The organism is Brucella sp. JSBI001 (assembly GCF_026014005.1).
Lineage (GTDB): Bacteria > Pseudomonadota > Alphaproteobacteria > Rhizobiales > Rhizobiaceae > Brucella > Brucella anthropi.
This window is the reverse complement of record NZ_CP110339.1, coordinates 4666521-4686584: the sequence shown is the minus strand read 5'-3', so window position 1 is coordinate 4686584 and position 20064 is coordinate 4666521. Positions and strand designations below refer to the sequence as shown.

Genomic DNA, 20064 nt, shown 5'->3' with positions numbered 1-20064 from the left:
CTCATGCAAATGCGGTAAGCGCTGCCTCCGCCTCGCCGATCGCGTCCGGCGTTCCGACGGTCAGCCAATGTCCGGTCATTGGCATACCATAAAGGCGACCGGCTGCAATCGCTTCGTCGAAATAGCGGTTGAGTGAGGACACACCGGGCTCCGCGCCAGCGAAGATACGAGGATGGATGATCCCTGCTCCCGCATAGATCACCGGCTCGCCGGAGATGTCCCGTGCGCGGTGCAGATGCCCGTTTTCGTCGGCAACGAAATCACCCTTGCCTTCATAACCCGTTTCCTGATCGAGACGTGCCGTCATCAGGAGAATATCCATTCGGTCGGCATCCCAAGCGTCAGCGAGCGCCAACAGATTAGGAGCTTTCTCGTCGCCGACCCAGAATGTGTCGGCATTCAATATGACAAACGGTTCTGTTCCGAGTATCGGCAGCGCCTTCACGATGCCGCCAGCGGAATCGAGCAGCATTTCGCGTTCGTCCGAAATCACGATCTCAAGATCGTTGCGGTCACGAAGATGCGCTTCCAGTTGGCCGGCTAAATAGTGCACATTGACGATTGCGATGCCAATGCCCGCCTGCGCCGCCGCATCGAGCCCCCAGTCGATCAAGGGCTTGCCCGCCACCTTGACCAGCGGTTTAGGAATGGTTTCGGTGATGGGACGCATGCGCTTGCCAAGTCCGGCGGCAAGAACCATAGCCGTCTTCGGGACCATTTCAGGCATTCTCATTGCGCGGCCTCTTCCTGCTGCATCAATCCCAATTCCTCAAACCACGCCGCCACTGGCGCCATGACCGAATGCTTCAGCACACGGCCGAGATAGTCATGAATGCGTGGCAGATGTTTTAGATAATCCGGCTTACCATCACGCTCATCGAGCCGCACGAAAAGACCGAGCAGCTTGGCGTTACGCTGTGCGCCCATGGCCGCATAGGCCTTGCGGAACAAAGCCTCGTCGAACGCATGTCCGAGCGCACAACGCTCATCGCAATAGGCAGCGACCACAGCCTGTTCCAGCTCCGGCGAAATCGTCACGCGCGCATCGAGGGCCAGCGAAGCCACGTCATAGGCTGCCGGTCCAATCATCGCATCCTGAAAATCGATGACGCCGATCTTGTCCTTGCCTTCCGCTTCTGGAAACCAGAACAGGTTGGGCGAATGATAGTCGCGCAAGAGCAGGCTCTTCTCAACATCGGCAATGTCGGCGATCACGTGGTCCCATGCGGCTTCGTAAGCTTGCTTTTCTGCGTCTGTAAGTTGCCTTCCCATCATGCGCGGCGCGTACCACTGGCCGATCAGGCTGACCTCGATCATCATCGCATCGCGGTCGAAACCGGCGATGATGTGGTCGGGATGCCCCGCCACAGGTGCATGGTCTGGCCAGGAAACACCATGCAGATGCGCCAGAAAGCGTCCGGCGGCCTCATAGCGTTCGGCGACAGGTTCACCGGACGATGCCCGCACACCTACGGTTCCGAGATTCTCGAGGATCAAAAGCCCTGCATCAATATCTACCGCACGCATTTGCGGCACGCGAAAACCATGTTTTGCAAGCAAGCCATCAATTGCCACAAAAGCCTGAATATTCTCTGCAATATGGGCAAGCTGGCGATAGGACTTGCCATTACGTAGTGGCGGATCATAGGGCATCGCTGGCGCGTTCATGAGAACTTCCACACCATCAGAGGCACTTGTGATGAGTTCATATCTACGTGGACCAGCATCTCCCTGGAAATAACGACGCGTGGACTCTCCCCGGTCGTTTTTTTCAAGAAATGCGCGGATCATCCGACAGCGTTCCAGCCGCTGGATCGCAGCCGCTGGTCCCGACACGGTAATACGCCGCCCTGCTCCTTCATGGCTCAGCGTGACGGCAAACGACGGTTCGGGCAGGAAACTGTCGCCCTGCTCCGGCCATTCGGCCAGCACCACGCCATCTTCCAGGAACTCCGGCAACCCCAACTCATCCAGTTCTTCGCCGTGTGAAATACGGTAAAGATCGGCATGGGCAACAGGAATGCGCAAAGTCTCGTAACTTTGTACCAGCGTGAAAGTCGGGCTTGGGACATCCAGCCCCTCATCATCAGCAATTGCCCGGATGATAGCGCGGGCAAGCGAGGATTTTCCCGCCCCCAGATCGCCGGAAAGCGTGACAAGATCGCCCTTCTGCAGGGCGAGGGCGAAATCCTCGCCGAAACGCTGTGTTGCAGCTTCGTCGGGCAAGAAATAGCTGATACTGGATTGTGAGGCGCTCATGGGCACCCTTTACCTTATTCGGCAGCGACGCGGAAGCTACGTGTTTCCGACGGAAAACGGCAAATGACCGTTGTTCCACGACCGGAACCCGTATCGATATCGACCGACCCGCCATGCAGCTCGACAAAGCTCTTGACGATGGCAAGTCCGAGGCCGGCACCACGACGGCGACCTCCATTCGGATAGGACTGGAAGCGTTTGAAAACCGTGTCGAGCACTTCTCCGGGCATGCCGGGACCGTCATCGTGGACGGCAAAGACCACTTCCGACCCCTCGCGCGCCACCTGCAGCTGGATGCTGGAGCCTTCCGGCGCATAGTTGGTGGCGTTGGACAGGAGGTTGAAAAGTACCTGACGGACGCGGTTTGCATCGGCCTTGAATACATCCACGTCGTCGGCAATGTCGATGTCGAGCCCGATATCGTGGTCGCGCATACGCTCGCCGACACGGGAGGCGGCAGCGGAAATCGCTTCCACGACGGAAACCTCACCGACCTCCAATTCCATGATGCCTGCATCGACCGTTGCGAGATCAAGAATATCATTGACGATGGTCAGCAAGACCGATGACGACGTGCTGATATGGTCGAGATATTCGATCTGGCGCTCGTTGAGCGACCCGAAAGTCGGTGTCTGCAACAGCTCGGTAAAGCCGATGATGTTTGTGAGTGGCGAACGCAGTTCGTAGGAAACGTGCTGGACGAAATCGTTCTTGATCTGGTCGGCCAGTTCCAGCGCCTCGTTCTTTTCCTTGAGCGCCCGTTCGACGCGCACGGTGTCGGTGACGTCGATGAAGGTCAGCATGGTCTGGCCCTTCGGCAGTGGCACCACGGCAAAGGAAAGAATGGTGCCGTCGTCCAGCTCCACCTGTCCCATGCGCCCGTCACGCGTATCGAGAAAGCCAGTGACGGTGGAGACGAAATCATCCCACAATCCGTTGCCGCCGCGCTCGCCGCAAATCTTGGCAATCGACGAAATATGCGTGCCTTCGACAATGAGCGGCATCGGCAGCGCCCAAAGATCGGCGAAGGACGGGTTGGAAAGCCGGATGCGGCCATCAGAGCCGAACACCGCCACGGCTTCCGCCAGATGGTCGAGCGTTTCACCCTGCACCTTGATGAGCGTGTTGTAACGGCCTTCGAGCTCGAACTTCTCGGTCATGTTCTCGAAGAACCAGGTCACACCGCCTTGCGGATGCGGATTGGCGACGACGCGCATCGTCCGCGTATCCGGCAGATGCCACATATGTTCCTGCGGCTCGACTGCGCGATAGGCAGAAAGCACCGAATCCTTCCATTTGCGCCATTCCGGCTGCTCTGGAAGTTTGCCTTCCGAACGCAGGCGGTCAAGGATCAGCGTATTGCTCGGCTGCGATTCCAGCCAAGCCGTATCAAGTGACCAAAGCTTGGCAAAAGCCTGATTGAAGAATTGCAGCTTCATCTCGGGATCGAAAATCGCCACAGCAGTCGAAAGCTGGTCGAGCGTTTCAGCGTGGCTCTTCATGGTGCGGTTCAGTTCTTCGCGCACCGCCTGTACTTCGGTCTGGTCGAAACCGAGGCCGATGGAACCTGTTTCCGCGCTTACGTCCGTCACGTTGAAAAGGCGGCGGTCACCGTGCACCACAGCCGTCAGCTGGTCCTGCAGGACAGGCTCGGCAAAGCGATCACGCTCCAGACGCTGACGCGCCTGTGCGCCGAAAAGCTCGCGCCCTTCTGAAATGACCTGGCTCGCATCCGCCATATCGACTGCCTGCGCATAGGCGGCGTTGACCCATTCGACGCGACCACCGGCGTCGCGGGTCCATACCGGCTGGTCGATCCGGTCGAGAAGACGCCGGAAAAGCTCGATACGCTCGGAAAATTCACGGTTCTGCGCCTGCAGTGCCGCGCGTTCCGCCTGCACGCCCTGCAGGCTGAGGAACCGGGCAACAGCAAAGCCGCCCGATGTGCGTCCGCGCACGTCGAGCAGAGTGCCGTTGACAGTTTCAACCGTGAGATCGAAAGACCGTGCCTGTTCACGCAGCATTCCAATGGCGCGCTCAAGCGCCACGACCGATTGCGGGCGCAACCAGCGGCCAAATGCCAGAAAGGTGGAGCGATCCTGCGGGGCCGCACTATCGTCTGGCAACAGTCCGACGACTTCAGCGCGTGTGCTATGGCCATCCCAGACCACGATGCGCTGATCCTTGAGGTTAAGCAGCGCTTCATTGCGCTGGGCGACCAGATTGAGGTCGGCGAATTTGGAACGCAGTTCCTTGTTTTCTGCGGCAACGCGCGATCGTTCGCGGATCAGCCAGCCCGCAGAAAGAAGCGCTGCGCCCATCACACCTAGGAACATGGAAAACTGGATGACTTCGAAAGCGCCGATACTGCCACCGCCGAAGGGCAGGGCGATACGCGCCGATTCCGCGCCCTGTGCGAAGGCAGGCATGGCGGCGAAAAGCGTCGAAAGAGAAACGGAAGCCTTCATCAGGGCTTTTTTCGGAGCAAGCCATGCGAACGGCTTTGCAACATGGGCGGCAGGAAGCCATTGCCTGCCAGTAACGATTGCGGAAACATTCCGCAAAATCCCCGTTGCGCCGAAATCTGGCATGTTGTCCTTTTCTCCGCCACCCGGCCATGAAAACCGCCACGAAGGCAGACCGGCCGTATTAAAACACTTCAATACACATCAAAGCCTGACCATACGCACGCCGCCACAGTGCACGATGGTCATCGCGTTTTGAGGTATTCTGGGGATGAATCGTCCTGTCGCTTCCCGCCACAACCGGCAAAAAACGCACAACGCAAACACCCGCTCAAACACCTTGATTCGCCTACACAATACCCTTCCGGCGAATCCGCGTGAAGCATCTTGCACGCAAAAAGAAAGACCGGGCAGTTTGTCAACCGCCCGGCCTCAACATGTAGTGCAATGCTTAACGTATGGTTAATACCTGTAGTGTTCCGACTTGAACGGGCCCTGTGGAGTGACGCCGATATAGGCAGCCTGTTCCTCGGAAAGCACAGTCAGCTTGGCACCGAGCTTGTCGAGATGCAGGCGCGCGACCTTCTCGTCAAGATGTTTCGGCAGCACATAGACTTCATTCTTGTAGGCGTCGGTGCGGGTAAAGAGCTCGATCTGGCCCAGAACCTGATTGGTGAACGAAGCCGACATGACGAAGCTCGGATGGCCAGTTGCATTGCCCAGATTGAGCAGGCGGCCTTCAGAAAGCAGGATGATGCGCTTGCCGTCCGGGAATTCGATCAGATCGACCTGCGGCTTCACATTGGTCCATTTCAGGTTGCGGAGTGCTGCCACCTGAATTTCGTTGTCGAAGTGACCGATATTACCGACGATCGCCATGTCCTTGAACTTGCGCATATGGTCGATGGTGATCACGTCTTTGTTGCCGGTCGTGGTCACGATGATATCGGCTGTAGAAGCGGCATCGTCGAGGGTTACGACTTCGAAACCATCCATTGCAGCCTGAAGTGCGCAGATCGGATCGACTTCGGTAACCTTCACGCGTGCGCCTGCGCCGGCGAGCGACTGGGCAGAGCCTTTGCCGACATCGCCATAACCGCACACGACGGCAACCTTGCCAGCCATCATGACATCGGTGCCGCGACGAATGCCGTCAACGAGCGATTCCTTGCAGCCGTACTTGTTGTCGAATTTCGACTTGGTGACGCTGTCATTGACGTTGATGGCCGGGAAGGGCAGGAGGCCCTTCTTCTGCAGCTGGTAAAGACGGTTGACGCCGGTGGTGGTTTCTTCCGTCACGCCCTTGATGGCGTCGCGCTGGCGCGTGAAGAAGCCCGGCGTTGCAGCCATACGCTTCTTGATCTGCGCGAAAAGCACTTCCTCTTCTTCCGAACCGGGTTTCGACAGAACGTCCTCGCCTGCTTCGGCACGCGCGCCGATGAGGATATACATGGTGGCGTCACCACCATCGTCGAGGATCATATTGGACGGTTCGCCGTCCGGCCACTGGAAGATCTGGTCGGTATAGGTCCAGTATTCTTCAAGCGTTTCGCCCTTGATGGCGAAAACCGGCGTGCCGGTTGCGGCAATCGCGGCAGCCGCATGATCCTGCGTCGAGAAAATGTTGCAGGAGGCCCAGCGGACCTCAGCGCCCAGCGCCTGCAGGGTTTCGATCAGAACGGCGGTCTGAATCGTCATATGCAGCGATCCGGAAATGCGTGCGCCCTTCAGCGGCTGCGACTTGCCGAATTCCTCGCGGGCAGCCATCAGGCCCGGCATTTCGGTTTCTGCGATATCGAGTTCCTTGCGGCCCCAATCGGCCAGGCTAAGATCCTTGACGACAAAATCTTGGCTTGCGGTCATCGCTTGCTCCAATAAAAGGCAGTTCCAGCTCGATAAAGATGTAATCAGCGGCCGGGATTGCATTCCAATATGGGGCGGCTTTCCACACGGGAAAGCGCTCCGGCTGCCGCCTTGACTAGCAGATCACAGCCAGAAGCACAACGCAATATAAAGAAATCTTTATACGTGCATATCAGGCAGGTTTGTCGAATACGGGGTCGATGACCGTCAAAGGAAGATCGACCTGCAATATTTCGAGCATGTGGCGAAACTCGGCAACGGGATAGGTTTCGCTTTCCGTGACAAGGGCAACTGTGCGACCGGAGCCGCCTTCGGGTAGCGGGAGTGCAGCGATCACGTCATCCGCCGGATCAAGAAACTGCCAGCCGGGACGGGCCGTTTCGAAAAACGGTCTGAGCCATGGCAGATGGGTGCTGGAAAGTGTCAGCGTGTCGATATGAGGGTGGCTCGCAGCAATGTCATCGCAGAATGCGGCGACCTTTTGCGCGGTCTCGTCCGGTTGCCGAAGAAAAGCGCCGTTTTCCACCAGCTCCACCATCGCAGACGCATTGATCAGAGCGACATCGCCTGGGTTATCGGCCTGTGTTCGGACAAAACATGCAAGTTCTTCGCTCTCGATCATCGAACGCACCCCCAAAACGGCAACCTTGCCGCTGTGGCTCATCGCAAGGGCAGTGCGTACCGGCGGCGCCACACCGTAAACCGGTACGGCGAACTCGCTTTTCAATGTGTCGAGGACCATGACCGAGGGCGCGTTGGAAGCAAGGACAATTGTTTGAGCGCCAAGGCTTGTGAGGTATTGGATCGTGCTGCGCATGATGGAAAGCAGCTGATCGTGGCTTTTGGCGCCATAGGGGAAACTGGCCCGATCAGCAAAATAGATGATGTCGCGCTGCGGCTGGCTGCGCCTGATCAGTTCAACCAGAGCATAACTGCCGATCCCTGCATCAAAAACGGCCACCGGATCGTTGAGATCACCCACGGCGGCCACAGTCTTGTTCTTCAGCATTCTTCGCCGAACTTGTCGGCGATGAGTGTCTGCAAGGCTTCCAACACGGCATCGGCCTGTTCACCGGAGGCACTAACGTCGATGCAGCAGCCGGGTGACGCGGCGAGCATCATCAGCCCCATGATCGACGTGCCGCCAACGGTCATGCCGTCCTTGCTCACGCGGACATGCGCATTGTAACCATCGACCAGTTGCACGAACTTGGCCGAAGCGCGGGCATGAAGTCCGCGCTTGTTGACGATCTCGAAGGATCGGGAAACTGCAGTTTCGGGTTCGTATTCACCGGTAACGGGCACGCTGGAGTGCATGAATTACTTTCCTGTCAGGACCTGGCTCGCAACATTAATATATTTGCGCCCCGCATCCTGCGCCTCACGCAGGGCTGTCTTGATGTCGCCCCCGATGCGGACGCTCGACAGCTTGATAAGCATCGGCAGATTGACACCTGCGATGACTTCGACCTTGCCTTCCTTCATGACGGAAATGGCGAGATTGGACGGTGTACCACCGAACATATCGGTCAGGATGATGACCCCGCTGCCATTATCGGCGCGTTCCACCGCATCAACGATATCCCGCCGACGCTGTTCCATATCGTCTTCGGCACCGATGCAAACGGTCTCGAAATTGTCTTGCGGCCCGACTACATGCTCAACAGCATGCAAAAACTCTTCGGCCAACCTTCCGTGCGTGACAAGCACGAGTCCGATCATACTATAAAAGCTCCCGTCGCGTGCCCGCCGCATCACCCCGCCAGAGTGTCAGATGGCACTGAAACCACGCCGGAAAAGCGCCGGCGAGTTGTGCATCTTGGCAGCGCAAATCTTGATAGCAAGTGAAAAATTTCCACGCTGCCACTAAAAAAGCAAAATGCCGCAGCGCTGTGAAATATTAGCCGATTCGTAACGAAGCCTGTTTCAGCCCTCGGAGGAGGGCCATTTTTCATAGAACAAGGTGGCTTCGATGGCCCGTGAAAGCGCGTTGGAATCGCCATTCGACGACAAAGCCGGCAAAAGAAGTCGGGGCAGTGAGATGCCCTCGAATTCCCACATTTCACCACTTGGATAGCGTTCGGCCTCGTCACGATCCACAAGCCGGACGACGAGATAAAGCGGAACGGCCTCCGCAAAAGCGACCTTAAAAAGCCCCGCCCCGCGAATCTCCACGCCACCAGCAAGGGCGGCTGGAACGCTGGCGATCAGCGTGCCGCTTTCCACATGAAGCAATGTGCGGTCGTCAGCGACCAGTGAAGCCACCTCTCCACGAAGGAGGGCTCTTTCCACAAGTGTCAGCGCAAGTTCGGTCTTGCCCGCGCCGGAACGCCCCATGATCATGACACCGCGGCCTTGAACCTGAAGCGTGGTCGCATGAAGCCCGCTTTTTTCCTCTTCAGGCGTCATGGGCTTGCAGGCAGGTCGACGATGAAGCGCGCACCCTTGAACTGGTCGGGCCTTGCCGGATCGACAATATTCTCTGCAGTCAGCGTGCCGCCATGCGCTTCTATGATCTGGCGGCTGATCGAAAGGCCGAGACCGGAATTCTGGCCGAAAGCCTCTGAGGCCGGACGGTCCGTATAGAATCGCTCGAAAATGCGCTCGATATTCTCGATCGGAATGCCTGGACCATTATCCTCGACAAGCACGCGCAAGCGACTGCCTTCGCCACTCAGCGACACGACGATGCGGCCTGTATCGTCCGGCACGAAAGAACGGGCATTTTCAATCAGATTGCTCACCACCTGACCGAGACGCAGATCGTGACCGGCAACATAGAAACCCTTCTTTCCGGCAGGCAGTTTGCCGGTATCGAAGACGATTTCCGTTCCGACCTTGTTGCGCCGCACTTCGCGCGCTGCCGTTACGAGATTGGTCAGAAGCGTCTTCATGTCGACGCGGTCGATATGTTCGCGCGCAAGTTCCGCATCGAGACGCGAAGCGTCGGAAATATCGGTAATCAGGCGGTCGAGGCGGCGAACGTCATGCTGGATGATATCGAGAAGCCGCTTGCGCGATTCTTCGGTCTTGGCGAGCGGCAGGGTTTCGACAGCGCTGCGCAGCGAGGTGAGGGGGTTCTTCAACTCGTGGCTGACATCGGCGGCAAAGCTTTCGATGGCTTCGATACGGGTATAGAGCGAATCGGTCATTTCGCGGATCGACGTGGAAAGATGGCCGACCTCATCCTGACGTTCGGAGAAATCGGGAATTTCCACACGGCTCTTCACACCATGGCGAACGCGGTCTGCCGCAGCAGAAAGCTTGCGCAGCGGGCTTGCAATCGTCGATGCGAGGAAAAGCGACAGAATGACCATGACCAGAGAAACGACGCCGAACACGCGGAAAACCGCCATGCGTTCACCCTGCACGATCTTGTCGATGTCGTCGCCTTCGGTGGAGAGCAGGAGTACACCCAATATTGCACGCGAGCGCTGGATCGGGACGGCAACCGAGACGACCAGCTCGCCCTTTTCATTGCGTCGCTGCGCTGTTTGCGGCGAACCGGCCAGCGCCTTGACGATTTCCGGATAGGCAAGGCCGTTACCGCCCGGCTGTTCCTGATAGACCGGCAGGCCTCCACCATAGAACAGATGCGAAATCCACGTCCCGGCCCGTTCCCAGATGGTCGGCGTCTCTTCCTCGATCGGCGGCAGGTCGTAGCGAAGTACAGGCCCCGCCGAAGGGAAGCTTGGTGAATAGAGTGCGCGCGAATCGAGCAACATATTGGCGTAGCGATCATAGATGCGCGCCCGCGTGCTCGTCGGCGAAATCAACCGGCGCAGCAAGGGAGAAACTTTTTCCGGATTGATCGGAAATTCCCAATTGTCGGGCGAATCCGGTGATGGCGTCAGGCTTTGCCCGGCCTGAAGCTCCAGAAGCTTTTCCGGGTCGATCATCAGAGAATTGGTATCGATGGTCGCCGAAGCCGAAATGGCGCCTGCAATGATCTTGCCTTGCGTCAGCAGGCTTTCGATCTTTGCATCAATCAGCCCCTCACGGAACTGATTCATGTAGAGAATGCCGGAAACAAGAACCGCCAGCGCCGCCAGATTGAGAAACAGGATACGGCGCGTCAGACTCGAGAACAGATATTGGCCAAGAAACTTGCGCAGGGGCGCAAAGAAGCGACGCCAGAACACCGAGCGCTGCCGCCGGGCCCTGCGTTCGCGCAAATCCGATTTCTGGCCGATAAGGCCGTCGTTCCCGGTTTCTGCGACCATGTCGCTCTGTCTGCTCTCATTAAACTACCGCCAGACCTTACGGACTGGCGATATGTAATTATCTATCAAGCCTCGCGGAAGCGATAGCCAACGCCATAGAGCGTTTCGATCATTTCGAAATCGTCGTCAACCGCCTTGAACTTCTTGCGCAGGCGCTTGATATGGCTGTCGATGGTACGGTCATCCACATAGACCTGCTCATCATAAGCCGCATCCATGAGGGCGTCACGGCTTTTCACGACGCCCGGACGCTGTGCCAACGAATGAAGAATCAGGAACTCAGTGACCGTCAGCGTTACCGGCTCGCCCTTCCAGGTGCAGGTGTGACGCTCCTGATCCATGACCAGCTGGCCGCGCTCAAGCGATTTGGCCTGCTGTCCGGTCGGCTTGGCCGTGCCATCGCGTGCGGCAACCCGGCGAAGCACCGCCTTGACGCGCTCGACCAGAAGGCGCTGCGAGAACGGCTTGGTGATGAAATCATCCGCGCCCATCTTGAGGCCGAAAAGCTCGTCGATCTCGTCGTCCTTGGACGTGAGGAAGATGACGGGGAGGTCGGATTTCTGGCGCAGACGGCGCAGAAGCTCCATACCGTCCATGCGCGGCATTTTGATATCGAAGATCGCAAGATTGGGCGGACGCGCCATCAGACCGTCCAGCGCGGACGCGCCATCGGTGTAGGTTTCGACCCGATAGCCTTCCGATTCCAGCGCGATGGACACGGAGGTCAGGATGTTGCGGTCGTCGTCGACCAGCGCAATTGTCTGCGTTGCCGAGGCTTCCTTCATGCGAACCTTTCTCCTTCAACTAAGCCAACCGGAATATCCGGCTGGTGACGTCTTTCAGCCGCCAGAGACTGGCGGGTTATAGATCGAGCGCCTTATTACACATCGATACTAGTATAATGTGCCTGCTTGTGCAGTACAAATTAGGTACAAAATGTGGCAGCACCGGAAGAAGCCGCGAAACGACGCTCTCCGAATCGCGCTTTGGTTAATGCCAGCCCGACCTTCATTCCCCGAAACTCACAGCTCATAACGCATAGATTAAACGATTTAAAAAAATTTCAAAAATTTTAAATCGATTAAATATTTGAATTGCCACGATTAATCTGTTTCTGACTGCCATCCTCAGTTTCGCGATCAATCTGGTAGGCGCGAAACGAGACCGATCAATTGTCAAACCATATGGCGGAGACATCATGAGAGAGACCGGCATTCACAACACGGCCGCTTCCATTGCCACTTCAGGACTGAAGGAAATCTCCGCAGTCTTTTACAACCTTGGGGCCGCCCGGCTTTATGAGGAAACCGTTCGCCGGGGCGAAGCCGAACTGTCGGCGCAGGGTGCGCTTGTCGCACGCACCGGACAGCACACGGGCCGTTCGCCGAAAGACAAGTTCGTCGTCCGCGATGCCGACACGGAAGGTCATGTCTGGTGGGACAACAACAAGCCGATGAGCCGCGAGGCCTTCGAGCTTCTTTATGCCGATTTCATCGACCATGCGAAGGGCAAGGAGCTTTTCGTTCAGGATCTCATCGGCGGCGCCGATGCCGACAACAAGATCAATGCCCGCGTCATCACCGAGTATGCCTGGCATTCGCTGTTCATTCGCAATCTTCTGATCCGTCCGGAACAGGAAGCGCTCGCTTCCTACGTGCCGGAAATGACGATTATCGACCTGCCATCCTTCAAGGCGGATCCGGAACGCTATGGCGTGCGCACTGAAACCGTGATCGCGGTCGACCTGACCCGCAAGATCGTACTGATCGGCGGCACGTCCTATGCCGGCGAGATGAAGAAGTCGGTTTTCACCGCACTCAACTACATCCTGCCTGCGAAGGGTGTGATGCCGATGCACTGCTCGGCCAATGAAGGCCCGAACGGCGACACCGCCGTCTTCTTCGGCCTGTCCGGCACCGGCAAGACCACGCTTTCGGCAGATCCGACCCGTACGCTGATCGGCGATGACGAGCATGGCTGGGGCGAACATGGCATCTTCAACTTCGAAGGCGGCTGCTACGCCAAAACCATCCGTCTGTCCGCCGAAGCGGAGCCGGAAATCTACGCGACGACGCAGCGTTTCGGCACGGTGCTGGAAAATGTCGTTCTCGATGAGAACCGCCAGCCGGATTTCGACGACGGCTCGCTGACGGAAAACACCCGCTGCGCCTATCCGCTCGATTTCATCCCGAATGCATCGAAGTCGGGCAAGGGCGGCCAGCCGAAGAACATCATCATGCTCACCGCCGATGCCTTCGGCGTAATGCCTCCGATTGCCAAGCTGACGCCAGCACAGGCCATGTACCACTTCCTGTCCGGCTACACGGCTAAGGTCGCCGGTACCGAAAAGGGCGTGACCGAACCGGAAGCGACCTTCTCGACCTGTTTCGGCGCACCGTTCATGCCGCGCCATCCGTCGGAATATGGCAATCTTCTGCGCAAGCTGATCGCCGAGCACAAGGTCGATTGCTGGCTGGTCAATACCGGCTGGACCGGTGGTGCTTACGGCGTCGGCAAGCGCATGCCAATCAAGGCAACCCGCGCTCTGCTCGCCGCCGCGCTTGACGGTTCGCTGAACGAAGCCGAATTCCGCATCGATCCGAATTTCGGCTTCGCGGTTCCGGTCGACGTACCGGGTGTGGACACGTCCATTCTCGATCCGCGCTCGACCTGGGCCGACAAGGCTGCCTATGACGCGCAGGCCAAGAAGCTTGTCGACATGTTCGTCACGAATTTCGAAAAATTCGAAAGCCATGTCGATCACGAGGTAAAGGACGCGGCGCCAGCGATCCGTATCGCTGCGGAATAGCTTTTTCTACGCATGTCTTTATCCAAAAACCGGTTCCCACTTTTTGGAGACATGCTTTTACCATCCTGAGGAGGAGGGAGAGCCCGGCTGAAAGGCCGGGTTTTTCTTTTGTATAAGGGATACAAAGCGGTATATCTCCTCGTCATGGAAGAGAACCGGAACATCATCCGCATCACCAATCGCCTGACGATCCGTGAAGACGATCTGGAGGAGAGCTTCATTCGTGCCTCCGGGCCGGGCGGTCAGAACGTCAACAAGGTTTCGACTGCCGTGCAGCTGCGCTTTCATGCCGTGAGAGCAGGCCTGCCGGAAGATATCCTGTCACGGCTCTTCAAGCTTGCCGGACAGAAAGGTACCAAGGACGGCGATATTCTGATCGAGGCCAATCGTTTCCGCACCCAGGAGCGCAACCGCGAGGACGCGCGCGAACGGCTGATCGCGCTTATTGCCAAAGCTGCCGAACCACCGCCGCCGCCACGCAAGAAGACCAGGCCCACAAAAGGCTCCGTCGAACGCCGCCTCAAGGCCAAGTCTGGACGATCCGACATCAAGAAGGGCCGCGGCAAGGTTTCTTACGATTAAAAGGAACCACGGGGCGGAAACTCTCCGCCATCAACATCCGGCAGATAGATTTCCGCCGCCATGAAGGTGACGGCCTTGCCCGCAAGCAGGACGCGGTCGTCTTTCAGTTCGCAAAGAAGATGTCCGCCACGTGCCGACACCTGCTGTGCATGCAGTCGGTTCTTTCCCAATTTCCGGCTCCAATAGGGTACAAGCGTAGCGTGAATCGACCCGGTGACGGGATCTTCGGGAATGCCCGCGCCAGGTACGAAATAGCGCGAGACAAAATCATGCGACACGCCCTTTGCCGTGACAACTAGACCGACGGGTCCCAGTTTCGCAATCTGCGGCAAGTCAGGGACGAAAACGCGTACGGACGCCTCGTCTGCAACCTCAACGAAGATGTTCTCAAAATTGCGGAAGAACCGGCTCCCGTCCGATCTGTCAAAAAGCGGAGCGATGGAGGTCGGCAGTTCCGCCAATGGTTGCGGCGGAAAACACGGAATGTCGAGGACATAACCGCTGCCCGAACGAGAAACCCGGATCGGGCCGACGCGGGTTTCAAAATCCATATCCCCTTCAACATCATAATGTGCAGCAAGGACATGCGCCGTCGCCAGCGTGGCATGGCCGCAGAAATCGACTTCCGTCGTTGGGGTGAACCAGCGCAAACGCCAGCTATCCCCGTCGCGGCAGGCAAAAGCCGTTTCCGCCAGATTGTTCTCGCTGGCGATTGCCTGCATCAGATGGTCGGACAGCCACGCGTCGAGAATGAGAACGGCTGCCGGATTGCCACCAAACAGGCGGTCTGTGAAGGCATCCACTTGATACATGCGCAACGTTTGCGGCATTGTCGTTACTATATCTTCCGCTTTTATATTTTTCTCAGCGCAACTTCCTCGATCAGGTGATCGCTGCCCTTGCGCAGGATCAGATCGGCGCGCGGGCGCGTCGGCAGGATATTATCCTTGAGGTTCTTCAGGTTGATATTGTTCCACAGTCCTTCGCCAATCGAACGCGCCGCATCTTCCGAAAGCTGCGAATAGCGATGGAAGAAGGATTCCGGATTGACGAAAGCAGTCTCCCGCAGCCGCATGAAGCGGTCGATATACCATTTGTGAATCAGCTGCGATTCCGCATCGATATAGATCGAGAAGTCGAAGAAATCGGACACGAAGGGCACCATCTTGCCGTCTTCCGGCAGATCGCGCACCTGCAGCACATTGATGCCTTCAAAGATCAGAATATCCGGCTTGTCGACGATCTGATATTCGCCCGGCAATACGTCGTAGCTCAGATGCGAATAGAGCGGCGCACGCACCTGGCTCATGCCTGCCTTGATCGCTGACAGAAAGCGCAAGACCGCACCGACATCGTAGCTTTCGGGAAAACCCTTGCGCTCCATCATGTTCTGCTCGCGCAGGACCGCATTGGGGTAGAGAAAACCGTCGGTCGTCACCAGATCGACCTTCGGGCTCGATGGCCAGCGTGCAAGAAGCTCTTTCAGGATACGCGCAGTCGTGGATTTGCCGACTGCAACCGAACCGGCAATGCCGATGATGAACGGTGTCTTGAACGACTCTTCCATGTTGAGGAACTGCTTGCGCTGCTCGAACAGAAGCTGGCTTGCCTCCACATGCGCCGACAGCAATCGCGACAGCGACAGATAGATGCGCCGCACCTCATCGAGATCGATAGGATCGCCCAGCGAGCGCAGCCGTTTGACCTCGTCATAAGTCAAAGTGAGCGGCGTGTCGGCGCGAAAGCCCGCCCATTCCTCAGCCGAAAAGAAACGGTAAGGCGAGTAACGCGACGGCGTTAGCTGGTCCACTTTTTCCCACATATTGTCGCTGCTCTCCCTCAACGCCAATTCTGCACTAGCAGCTTTCAATTCGCTTTGCATTTATGCTTTCGGACGACCGGCCTTTTCCTCAAGACCAGTCTGCGCCGTGCGGCGTTGCAATTCTGCAAGAACCTCATTGAGTGGTACGTCCGCAATCTTGAGAACCACCAGCAGATGATAAAGCAGGTCAGCGCTTTCAGTGACCACTTCCGCGCGGTTGCCCTCAACAGCGGCAATGACCGTTTCCACGGCTTCTTCACCGAGCTTTTTCGCGGCCCGTGTCTGTCCCTTGGCAACAAGGCTTGCAGTATAAGACGAGCCGCCCGTCATGCCGGCACGCTCCGCGACGATGCGTTCAAGGTCGGAAAGTGTGAACTCAGTCATCGGATTTCCTTAAATCTTGCTCTTTAACGGACCGGATCGAGCCGCATCGGGATGCCAGCTTCGGCCATATAGCGTTTGGCCTCGCCAATCGTATAGGTGCCGAAGTGGAAGATGGATGCTGCGAGAACTGCCGTCGCATGACCGTCACGAATGCCCGCAACCATGTGATCGAGATTGCCGACACCACCCGAAGCGATTACCGGAACGCGCACGCTGTCAGCCACGGCTCGCGTCAGTGCCACGTCGTAACCGGCCTTGGTTCCGTCGCGATCCATCGAGGTTAGCAGGATTTCACCAGCGCCGAGGCTCACCACCTTCTGCGCAAACTCCACCGCGTCGATGCCGGTTGTCTGGCGTCCGCCATGGGTGAAGATTTCCCAACGGTCGGCTTCACCTTCGCCCGAAACCTTCTTGGCGTCGATGGCAACCACGATGCACTGGTCACCGAATTTGTCAGCAGCTTCTGCAACAAATTCCGGGTTCTTCACCGCAGCCGTGTTGATCGAAACCTTGTCTGCACCGGCCAGAAGCAGCTTGCGAATATCGGCAACCTGACGCACGCCACCGCCAACAGTGAGCGGCATGAAGCACTGTTCCGCTGTACGGGCGATCACATCGAAAATTGTCTCGCGATTGTCCGAAGACGCCGTGATGTCGAGGAAGCACAATTCGTCTGCGCCTGCCGCATCATAGGCACGCGCTGCTTCAACCGGATCACCGGCATCGATCAGATCGACAAAGTTCACACCCTTGACGACGCGTCCGTCCTTCACATCGAGGCACGGTATCACTCTTGCTTTCAGCATGGTTGTCCTCGATCTGCCGCGTCTCTTTTCAGTTTTGCCTGTCCTCGCTGTCCGGCCTTTGCCGGACTGTTCGCTGCGGGCAGGCGGGAGCGGCCGTCTTTAACATCGAGGCAAGGAATTACGCGTGCTTTGAGTGTCATACTGCGGCCCTCAACAGGGATAATGCTTCTGCCGGATCGATGCGGCCATCGTAAAGCGCGCGACCGGAAATCGCGCCTTCCAGCTTGCGGGCATCAGGAGCGGCAAGACGTTTGATGTCATCCATCGAGGCGAGGCCGCCCGATGCGATCACCGGGATGGAAACGCTATCTGCGAGGCCGAGCGTCGAATCCCAGTTGATGCCAGCCAGAACGCCGTCGCGATCAATGTCGGTATAGATGATGGCGGCAACGCCTGCGCCTTCAAACTTTTTCGCGAGTTCGATCACGCCCAGTTCAGACGCTTCTGCCCAGCCTTCAACGGCGACATAGCCGCCCTTGGCATCGATGCCGACAGCAACCCGACCCGGAAATGCCTTGCAGGCCTCTATCACCAATGCTGGATCGCGCACGGCGACCGTACCAAGAATGACGCGGCGCAATCCCTTGGAAAGCCAGTTCTCGATATGCTGGAGCGTGCGGATACCGCCCCCGAGCTGCACCGGATTTTTCGTGGCTTTCAGGATCGCTTCCACAGCCTTGCCGTTGACGCTTTCGCCAGCAAAGGCACCGTTGAGATCAACCACATGCAGCCATTCAAAGCCCTGATCCTCAAAGGCTTTGGCCTGTGCAGCCGGGTCTTCATTATAGACGGTTGCCTGATCCATGTCGCCGAGCTTCAGGCGCACGCATTGACCGTCTTTCAAATCGATGGCGGGAAAAAGGATCATAATGTCAGGGCTTCCATTTCAGGAAATTGGCAATGAGCGAAAGGCCGAGCAACTGGCTCTTTTCAGGATGGAACTGGGTTCCCACCATATTGTCGCGGCCAACCGTTGCAGTGACATCGCCGCCATATTCAGTAACGGCCAGCACGTCAGCCTTGTTCTTCGCATCGAACATATAGGAATGCACGAAATAGGCGTGCAAGCCGTTCTCGCCGGTCTCGATACCTTCGAAGACCGGGTGAGAATGTTTCACGTGAATCCTGTTCCAGCCGATCTGCGGAATTTTCAGCGAAGGATCGGACGGTGTCATTTCACGCACATCGCCCGCAATCCAGCCAAGACCCTTGGTCACTTCCTTTTCAAGGCCGCGCTCCGACATGAGCTGCATGCCGACGCAAATGCCAAGGAAGGGGTGCGCCTTCTTCAGAACCACATCTTCCAGTGCTTCCACCATGCCCGGTACGGCATGAAGGCCGCGACGGCAATCGGCGTAGGCGCCAACGCCCGGAAGCACGATACGGTCAGCCGTCGCCACTCGGTCGGCATCCGCCGTCAGTTCTATTTCTGCCGCGATACCGCTCTCATGCGCCGCACGCTCAAAAGCCTTGGTGGCCGAGCGCAGATTGCCGGAGCCGTAATCGATGATTGCAACACGCATTTTCAGTTTTCTCCGCGATGGCCGACAAACCCGATCGTCGAGCCAAATGAGGAATAGGTGGGACGAGGGGGCTGCTGCGCCCATTCCGGAGCAGGCTTGTCCGCAAGAGAGGTTGCTGGCCGGGCCGCATCTTCGAGGCTGTAGAAATAGCGGATCTCTGCTTCTTCCAGATCGGAGGCATCAATGACCGCTTTTTCGACAAAACCCTGACGCCTGAGCTTGGCGATCTTCCAGTTGACGCCTTCCAGCGCCACAAACAGCGATACCAGCAGGGTCAGAAGCGGAACCGCATCGGCGATGCCAAAGTAAGCTCCGACAAGCCCGAGCAGGATTGTAATGCCCAGAACAGCAAAAGCTTCAAACCACAGACGCTGGGTCAGAAGCCAGACGAAGGGCAAGACCAGCGCCAGTACATGGAATCCGTCGCGCACGAAGACGGCCTTTTCAGCGCTTTTTTCAGTCGCAATTTCGGACGGAAAACCGGTGTCCACTTTTCCTGAAATTGCTTTACTATCCCTCGGTTCCAGCACGACATATTGCGCCATGACCTGTCCTTCCGTTCGGGACCTATCCCTTTAACGAACCCTTGGTGGAGGGAATTGCATCCTTCTGGCGCGGATCGGTTTCCAGCGCCGTGCGCAGAACCCTGGCCACCGCCTTGAAGATCGATTCCGCAATATGGTGGTTGTTGGCACCATAATGATTGTTGATGTGGAGCGTGATGCCTGCATTCATCGCAAAAGCCTGGAAGAATTCGCGCACCAGCTCGGTATCGAACGCACCGATCTTGGATGTCGTGAAATTGACGTTCCAGACCAGAAAGGCGCGCCCGGACACATCGACCGCAGCGCCGGTCAGCGTATCGTCCATGGCCAGGTCCATTGAGGCATAGCGCACGATACCGCGGCGCTCGCCCAATGCTTTGGCAATGGCCTGACCGAGCGCAATGCCGGTGTCCTCGACCGTGTGGTGATCGTCAATATGCAGGTCGCCCTTGGCCATGACACGCATATCGATGAGCGAATGTCGGGAAAGCTGCTCCAGCATGTGATCGAAGAAGCCGACACCGGTGGTGATGTCGAACTTGCCAACGCCGTCCAGATCGACGGAAACGGCAATGCTCGTTTCCTTGGTCGAGCGCTCGATGCTTGCCTTGCGGGTGCTTTCTGCAGTCATAAGCTTTCCTCATTCAATAGCTTGGAGGCGTTCTAGAACAGCTTGCCCAGTTTGCCAATTCCTTTTGCCGGTTTGGCAAGCTGCAATTCGGCATTTGCAATTCGTCCGTACGTTCTTAAATATTCTCAGCGAAGCACGATTCATCCGCCAAT

20 protein-coding genes are annotated in these 20064 nt (G+C 57.4%); 2 read left to right on the top strand and 18 right to left on the bottom strand.

The window, feature by feature from the left end; all coding sequences use genetic code 11:
* Position 1 precedes the first annotated feature (1 nt).
* The 10 genes from LJ361_RS22460 to LJ361_RS22415 all read right to left on the bottom strand — a co-directional run bounded on the left by LJ361_RS22460 (position 2) and on the right by LJ361_RS22415 (position 11595).
* Positions 2-733, bottom strand: coding sequence for a nucleotidyltransferase family protein (locus LJ361_RS22460; RefSeq protein ID WP_010657685.1), 732 nt, complete (start codon positions 731-733; stop codon positions 2-4).
* The gene (locus LJ361_RS22455) at positions 730-2259 is read right to left on the bottom strand and encodes a bifunctional tRNA (adenosine(37)-N6)-threonylcarbamoyltransferase complex ATPase subunit type 1 TsaE/phosphotransferase (RefSeq protein ID WP_010657684.1); all 1530 of its coding nucleotides are present in this window, start codon (positions 2257-2259) and stop codon (positions 730-732) included. Before LJ361_RS22455 ends, LJ361_RS22460 begins: the two co-directional genes overlap by 4 nt.
* A 14-nt stretch (positions 2260-2273) precedes the next feature.
* Positions 2274-4727 (bottom strand): PAS-domain containing protein, encoded by a 2454-nt coding sequence (locus tag LJ361_RS22450; RefSeq protein WP_226622508.1) that lies wholly within the window; start codon positions 4725-4727, stop codon positions 2274-2276.
* A 459-nt stretch (positions 4728-5186) separates the two neighbouring features.
* Positions 5187-6587 carry an adenosylhomocysteinase gene (gene ahcY, locus LJ361_RS22445; protein ID WP_010657682.1) on the bottom strand — a complete coding sequence of 467 codons (1401 nt, stop codon included), beginning with the start codon at positions 6585-6587 and terminating at the stop codon, positions 5187-5189.
* Positions 6588-6759: 172 nt separating this feature from the next.
* Complete coding sequence (locus LJ361_RS22440) at positions 6760-7596, bottom strand: glutamate racemase (RefSeq protein ID WP_010657681.1); 837 nt, start codon at positions 7594-7596, stop codon at positions 6760-6762.
* The gene (locus LJ361_RS22435) at positions 7590-7904 is read right to left on the bottom strand and encodes an HPr family phosphocarrier protein (protein WP_010657680.1); all 315 of its coding nucleotides are present in this window, start codon (positions 7902-7904) and stop codon (positions 7590-7592) included. Before LJ361_RS22435 ends, LJ361_RS22440 begins: the two co-directional genes overlap by 7 nt.
* A 3-nt stretch (positions 7905-7907) precedes the next feature.
* Positions 7908-8309: a PTS sugar transporter subunit IIA gene (locus LJ361_RS22430; protein WP_006472522.1), complete on the bottom strand. Its 402-nt coding sequence runs from the start codon at positions 8307-8309 to the stop codon at positions 7908-7910.
* Positions 8310-8513: 204 nt separating this feature from the next.
* On the bottom strand, positions 8514-8996 hold the full coding sequence (locus tag LJ361_RS22425; RefSeq protein ID WP_010657679.1) for an HPr kinase/phosphorylase: 483 nt from the start codon (positions 8994-8996) through the stop codon (positions 8514-8516).
* Positions 8993-10810, bottom strand: coding sequence for a stimulus-sensing domain-containing protein (locus LJ361_RS22420; RefSeq protein ID WP_010657678.1), 1818 nt, complete (start codon positions 10808-10810; stop codon positions 8993-8995). The genes LJ361_RS22425 and LJ361_RS22420 overlap by 4 nt, the downstream gene beginning before the upstream one ends.
* A gap of 65 nt (positions 10811-10875) precedes the next feature.
* Positions 10876-11595, bottom strand: a complete 720-nt coding sequence (locus LJ361_RS22415; RefSeq protein ID WP_006468074.1) for a response regulator transcription factor — start codon at positions 11593-11595, stop codon at positions 10876-10878.
* A 413-nt stretch (positions 11596-12008) separates the two neighbouring features.
* On the opposite strand from LJ361_RS22415, the gene LJ361_RS22410 reads away from it, so the two are divergent.
* Positions 12009-13619, top strand: coding sequence for a phosphoenolpyruvate carboxykinase (locus tag LJ361_RS22410; protein ID WP_010657677.1), 1611 nt, complete (start codon positions 12009-12011; stop codon positions 13617-13619).
* A 144-nt stretch (positions 13620-13763) separates the two neighbouring features.
* Positions 13764-14201 (top strand): alternative ribosome rescue aminoacyl-tRNA hydrolase ArfB, encoded by a 438-nt coding sequence (arfB, locus tag LJ361_RS22405; protein ID WP_010657676.1) that lies wholly within the window; start codon positions 13764-13766, stop codon positions 14199-14201.
* On the opposite strand, the gene LJ361_RS22400 is transcribed toward arfB, so the two are convergent.
* From LJ361_RS22400 to hisB, 8 genes are all read right to left on the bottom strand, one after another.
* On the bottom strand, positions 14198-15031 hold the full coding sequence (locus tag LJ361_RS22400) for a PhzF family phenazine biosynthesis protein (protein WP_010657675.1): 834 nt from the start codon (positions 15029-15031) through the stop codon (positions 14198-14200). The genes arfB and LJ361_RS22400 overlap by 4 nt on opposite strands.
* Before the next feature lie 23 nt (positions 15032-15054).
* Complete coding sequence (gene coaA, locus LJ361_RS22395) at positions 15055-16023, bottom strand: type I pantothenate kinase (RefSeq protein WP_010657674.1); 969 nt, start codon at positions 16021-16023, stop codon at positions 15055-15057.
* Between the two features lie 60 nt (positions 16024-16083).
* On the bottom strand, positions 16084-16407 hold the full coding sequence (locus tag LJ361_RS22390; RefSeq protein ID WP_010657673.1) for a phosphoribosyl-ATP diphosphatase: 324 nt from the start codon (positions 16405-16407) through the stop codon (positions 16084-16086).
* Positions 16408-16430: 23 nt separating this feature from the next.
* Entirely contained in the window at positions 16431-17213 is a 783-nt protein-coding gene (gene hisF / locus LJ361_RS22385; protein WP_010657672.1) for an imidazole glycerol phosphate synthase subunit HisF, read from the bottom strand.
* A gap of 136 nt (positions 17214-17349) precedes the next feature.
* Positions 17350-18081: a 1-(5-phosphoribosyl)-5-[(5-phosphoribosylamino)methylideneamino]imidazole-4-carboxamide isomerase gene (gene hisA, locus LJ361_RS22380; protein WP_010657671.1), complete on the bottom strand. Its 732-nt coding sequence runs from the start codon at positions 18079-18081 to the stop codon at positions 17350-17352.
* A 4-nt stretch (positions 18082-18085) separates the two neighbouring features.
* Positions 18086-18736, bottom strand: a complete 651-nt coding sequence (gene hisH, locus LJ361_RS22375; protein WP_012091059.1) for an imidazole glycerol phosphate synthase subunit HisH — start codon at positions 18734-18736, stop codon at positions 18086-18088.
* A gap of 2 nt (positions 18737-18738) precedes the next feature.
* Positions 18739-19281: a DUF2628 domain-containing protein gene (locus tag LJ361_RS22370; protein ID WP_010657669.1), complete on the bottom strand. Its 543-nt coding sequence runs from the start codon at positions 19279-19281 to the stop codon at positions 18739-18741.
* 22 nt (positions 19282-19303) lie between these two features.
* Positions 19304-19912 carry an imidazoleglycerol-phosphate dehydratase HisB gene (gene hisB, locus LJ361_RS22365; RefSeq protein ID WP_010657668.1) on the bottom strand — a complete coding sequence of 203 codons (609 nt, stop codon included), beginning with the start codon at positions 19910-19912 and terminating at the stop codon, positions 19304-19306.
* Between the last annotated feature and the right edge of the window lie 152 nt (positions 19913-20064).

Excerpts from the sequence above, each read along its gene's own strand:
- LJ361_RS22400 (WP_010657675.1), bottom strand. The coding sequence starts at position 15,031 with ATGCCGCAAACGTTGCGCATGTATCAAGTGGATGCCTTCACAGACCGC.
- ahcY (WP_010657682.1), bottom strand. The coding sequence starts at position 6,587 with ATGACCGCAAGCCAAGATTTTGTCGTCAAGGATCTTAGCCTGGCCGAT.
- hisA (WP_010657671.1), bottom strand. The coding sequence starts at position 18,081 with ATGATCCTTTTTCCCGCCATCGATTTGAAAGACGGTCAATGCGTGCGC.
- LJ361_RS22460 (WP_010657685.1), bottom strand. The coding sequence starts at position 733 with ATGAGAATGCCTGAAATGGTCCCGAAGACGGCTATGGTTCTTGCCGCC.
- LJ361_RS22450 (WP_226622508.1), bottom strand. The coding sequence starts at position 4,727 with ATGAAGGCTTCCGTTTCTCTTTCGACGCTTTTCGCCGCCATGCCTGCC.
- arfB (WP_010657676.1), top strand. The coding sequence starts at position 13,764 with ATGGAAGAGAACCGGAACATCATCCGCATCACCAATCGCCTGACGATC.
- LJ361_RS22420 (WP_010657678.1), bottom strand. The coding sequence starts at position 10,810 with ATGGTCGCAGAAACCGGGAACGACGGCCTTATCGGCCAGAAATCGGAT.
- coaA (WP_010657674.1), bottom strand. The coding sequence starts at position 16,023 with ATGTGGGAAAAAGTGGACCAGCTAACGCCGTCGCGTTACTCGCCTTAC.
- LJ361_RS22410 (WP_010657677.1), top strand. The coding sequence starts at position 12,009 with ATGAGAGAGACCGGCATTCACAACACGGCCGCTTCCATTGCCACTTCA.
- LJ361_RS22415 (WP_006468074.1), bottom strand. The coding sequence starts at position 11,595 with ATGAAGGAAGCCTCGGCAACGCAGACAATTGCGCTGGTCGACGACGAC.
- LJ361_RS22455 (WP_010657684.1), bottom strand. The coding sequence starts at position 2,259 with ATGAGCGCCTCACAATCCAGTATCAGCTATTTCTTGCCCGACGAAGCT.
- LJ361_RS22370 (WP_010657669.1), bottom strand. The coding sequence starts at position 19,281 with ATGGCGCAATATGTCGTGCTGGAACCGAGGGATAGTAAAGCAATTTCA.
- LJ361_RS22430 (WP_006472522.1), bottom strand. The coding sequence starts at position 8,309 with ATGATCGGACTCGTGCTTGTCACGCACGGAAGGTTGGCCGAAGAGTTT.
- LJ361_RS22440 (WP_010657681.1), bottom strand. The coding sequence starts at position 7,596 with ATGCTGAAGAACAAGACTGTGGCCGCCGTGGGTGATCTCAACGATCCG.
- hisF (WP_010657672.1), bottom strand. The coding sequence starts at position 17,213 with ATGCTGAAAGCAAGAGTGATACCGTGCCTCGATGTGAAGGACGGACGC.
- LJ361_RS22390 (WP_010657673.1), bottom strand. The coding sequence starts at position 16,407 with ATGACTGAGTTCACACTTTCCGACCTTGAACGCATCGTCGCGGAGCGT.
- LJ361_RS22435 (WP_010657680.1), bottom strand. The coding sequence starts at position 7,904 with ATGCACTCCAGCGTGCCCGTTACCGGTGAATACGAACCCGAAACTGCA.
- hisH (WP_012091059.1), bottom strand. The coding sequence starts at position 18,736 with ATGCGTGTTGCAATCATCGATTACGGCTCCGGCAATCTGCGCTCGGCC.
- LJ361_RS22425 (WP_010657679.1), bottom strand. The coding sequence starts at position 8,996 with ATGACGCCTGAAGAGGAAAAAAGCGGGCTTCATGCGACCACGCTTCAG.
- hisB (WP_010657668.1), bottom strand. The coding sequence starts at position 19,912 with ATGACTGCAGAAAGCACCCGCAAGGCAAGCATCGAGCGCTCGACCAAG.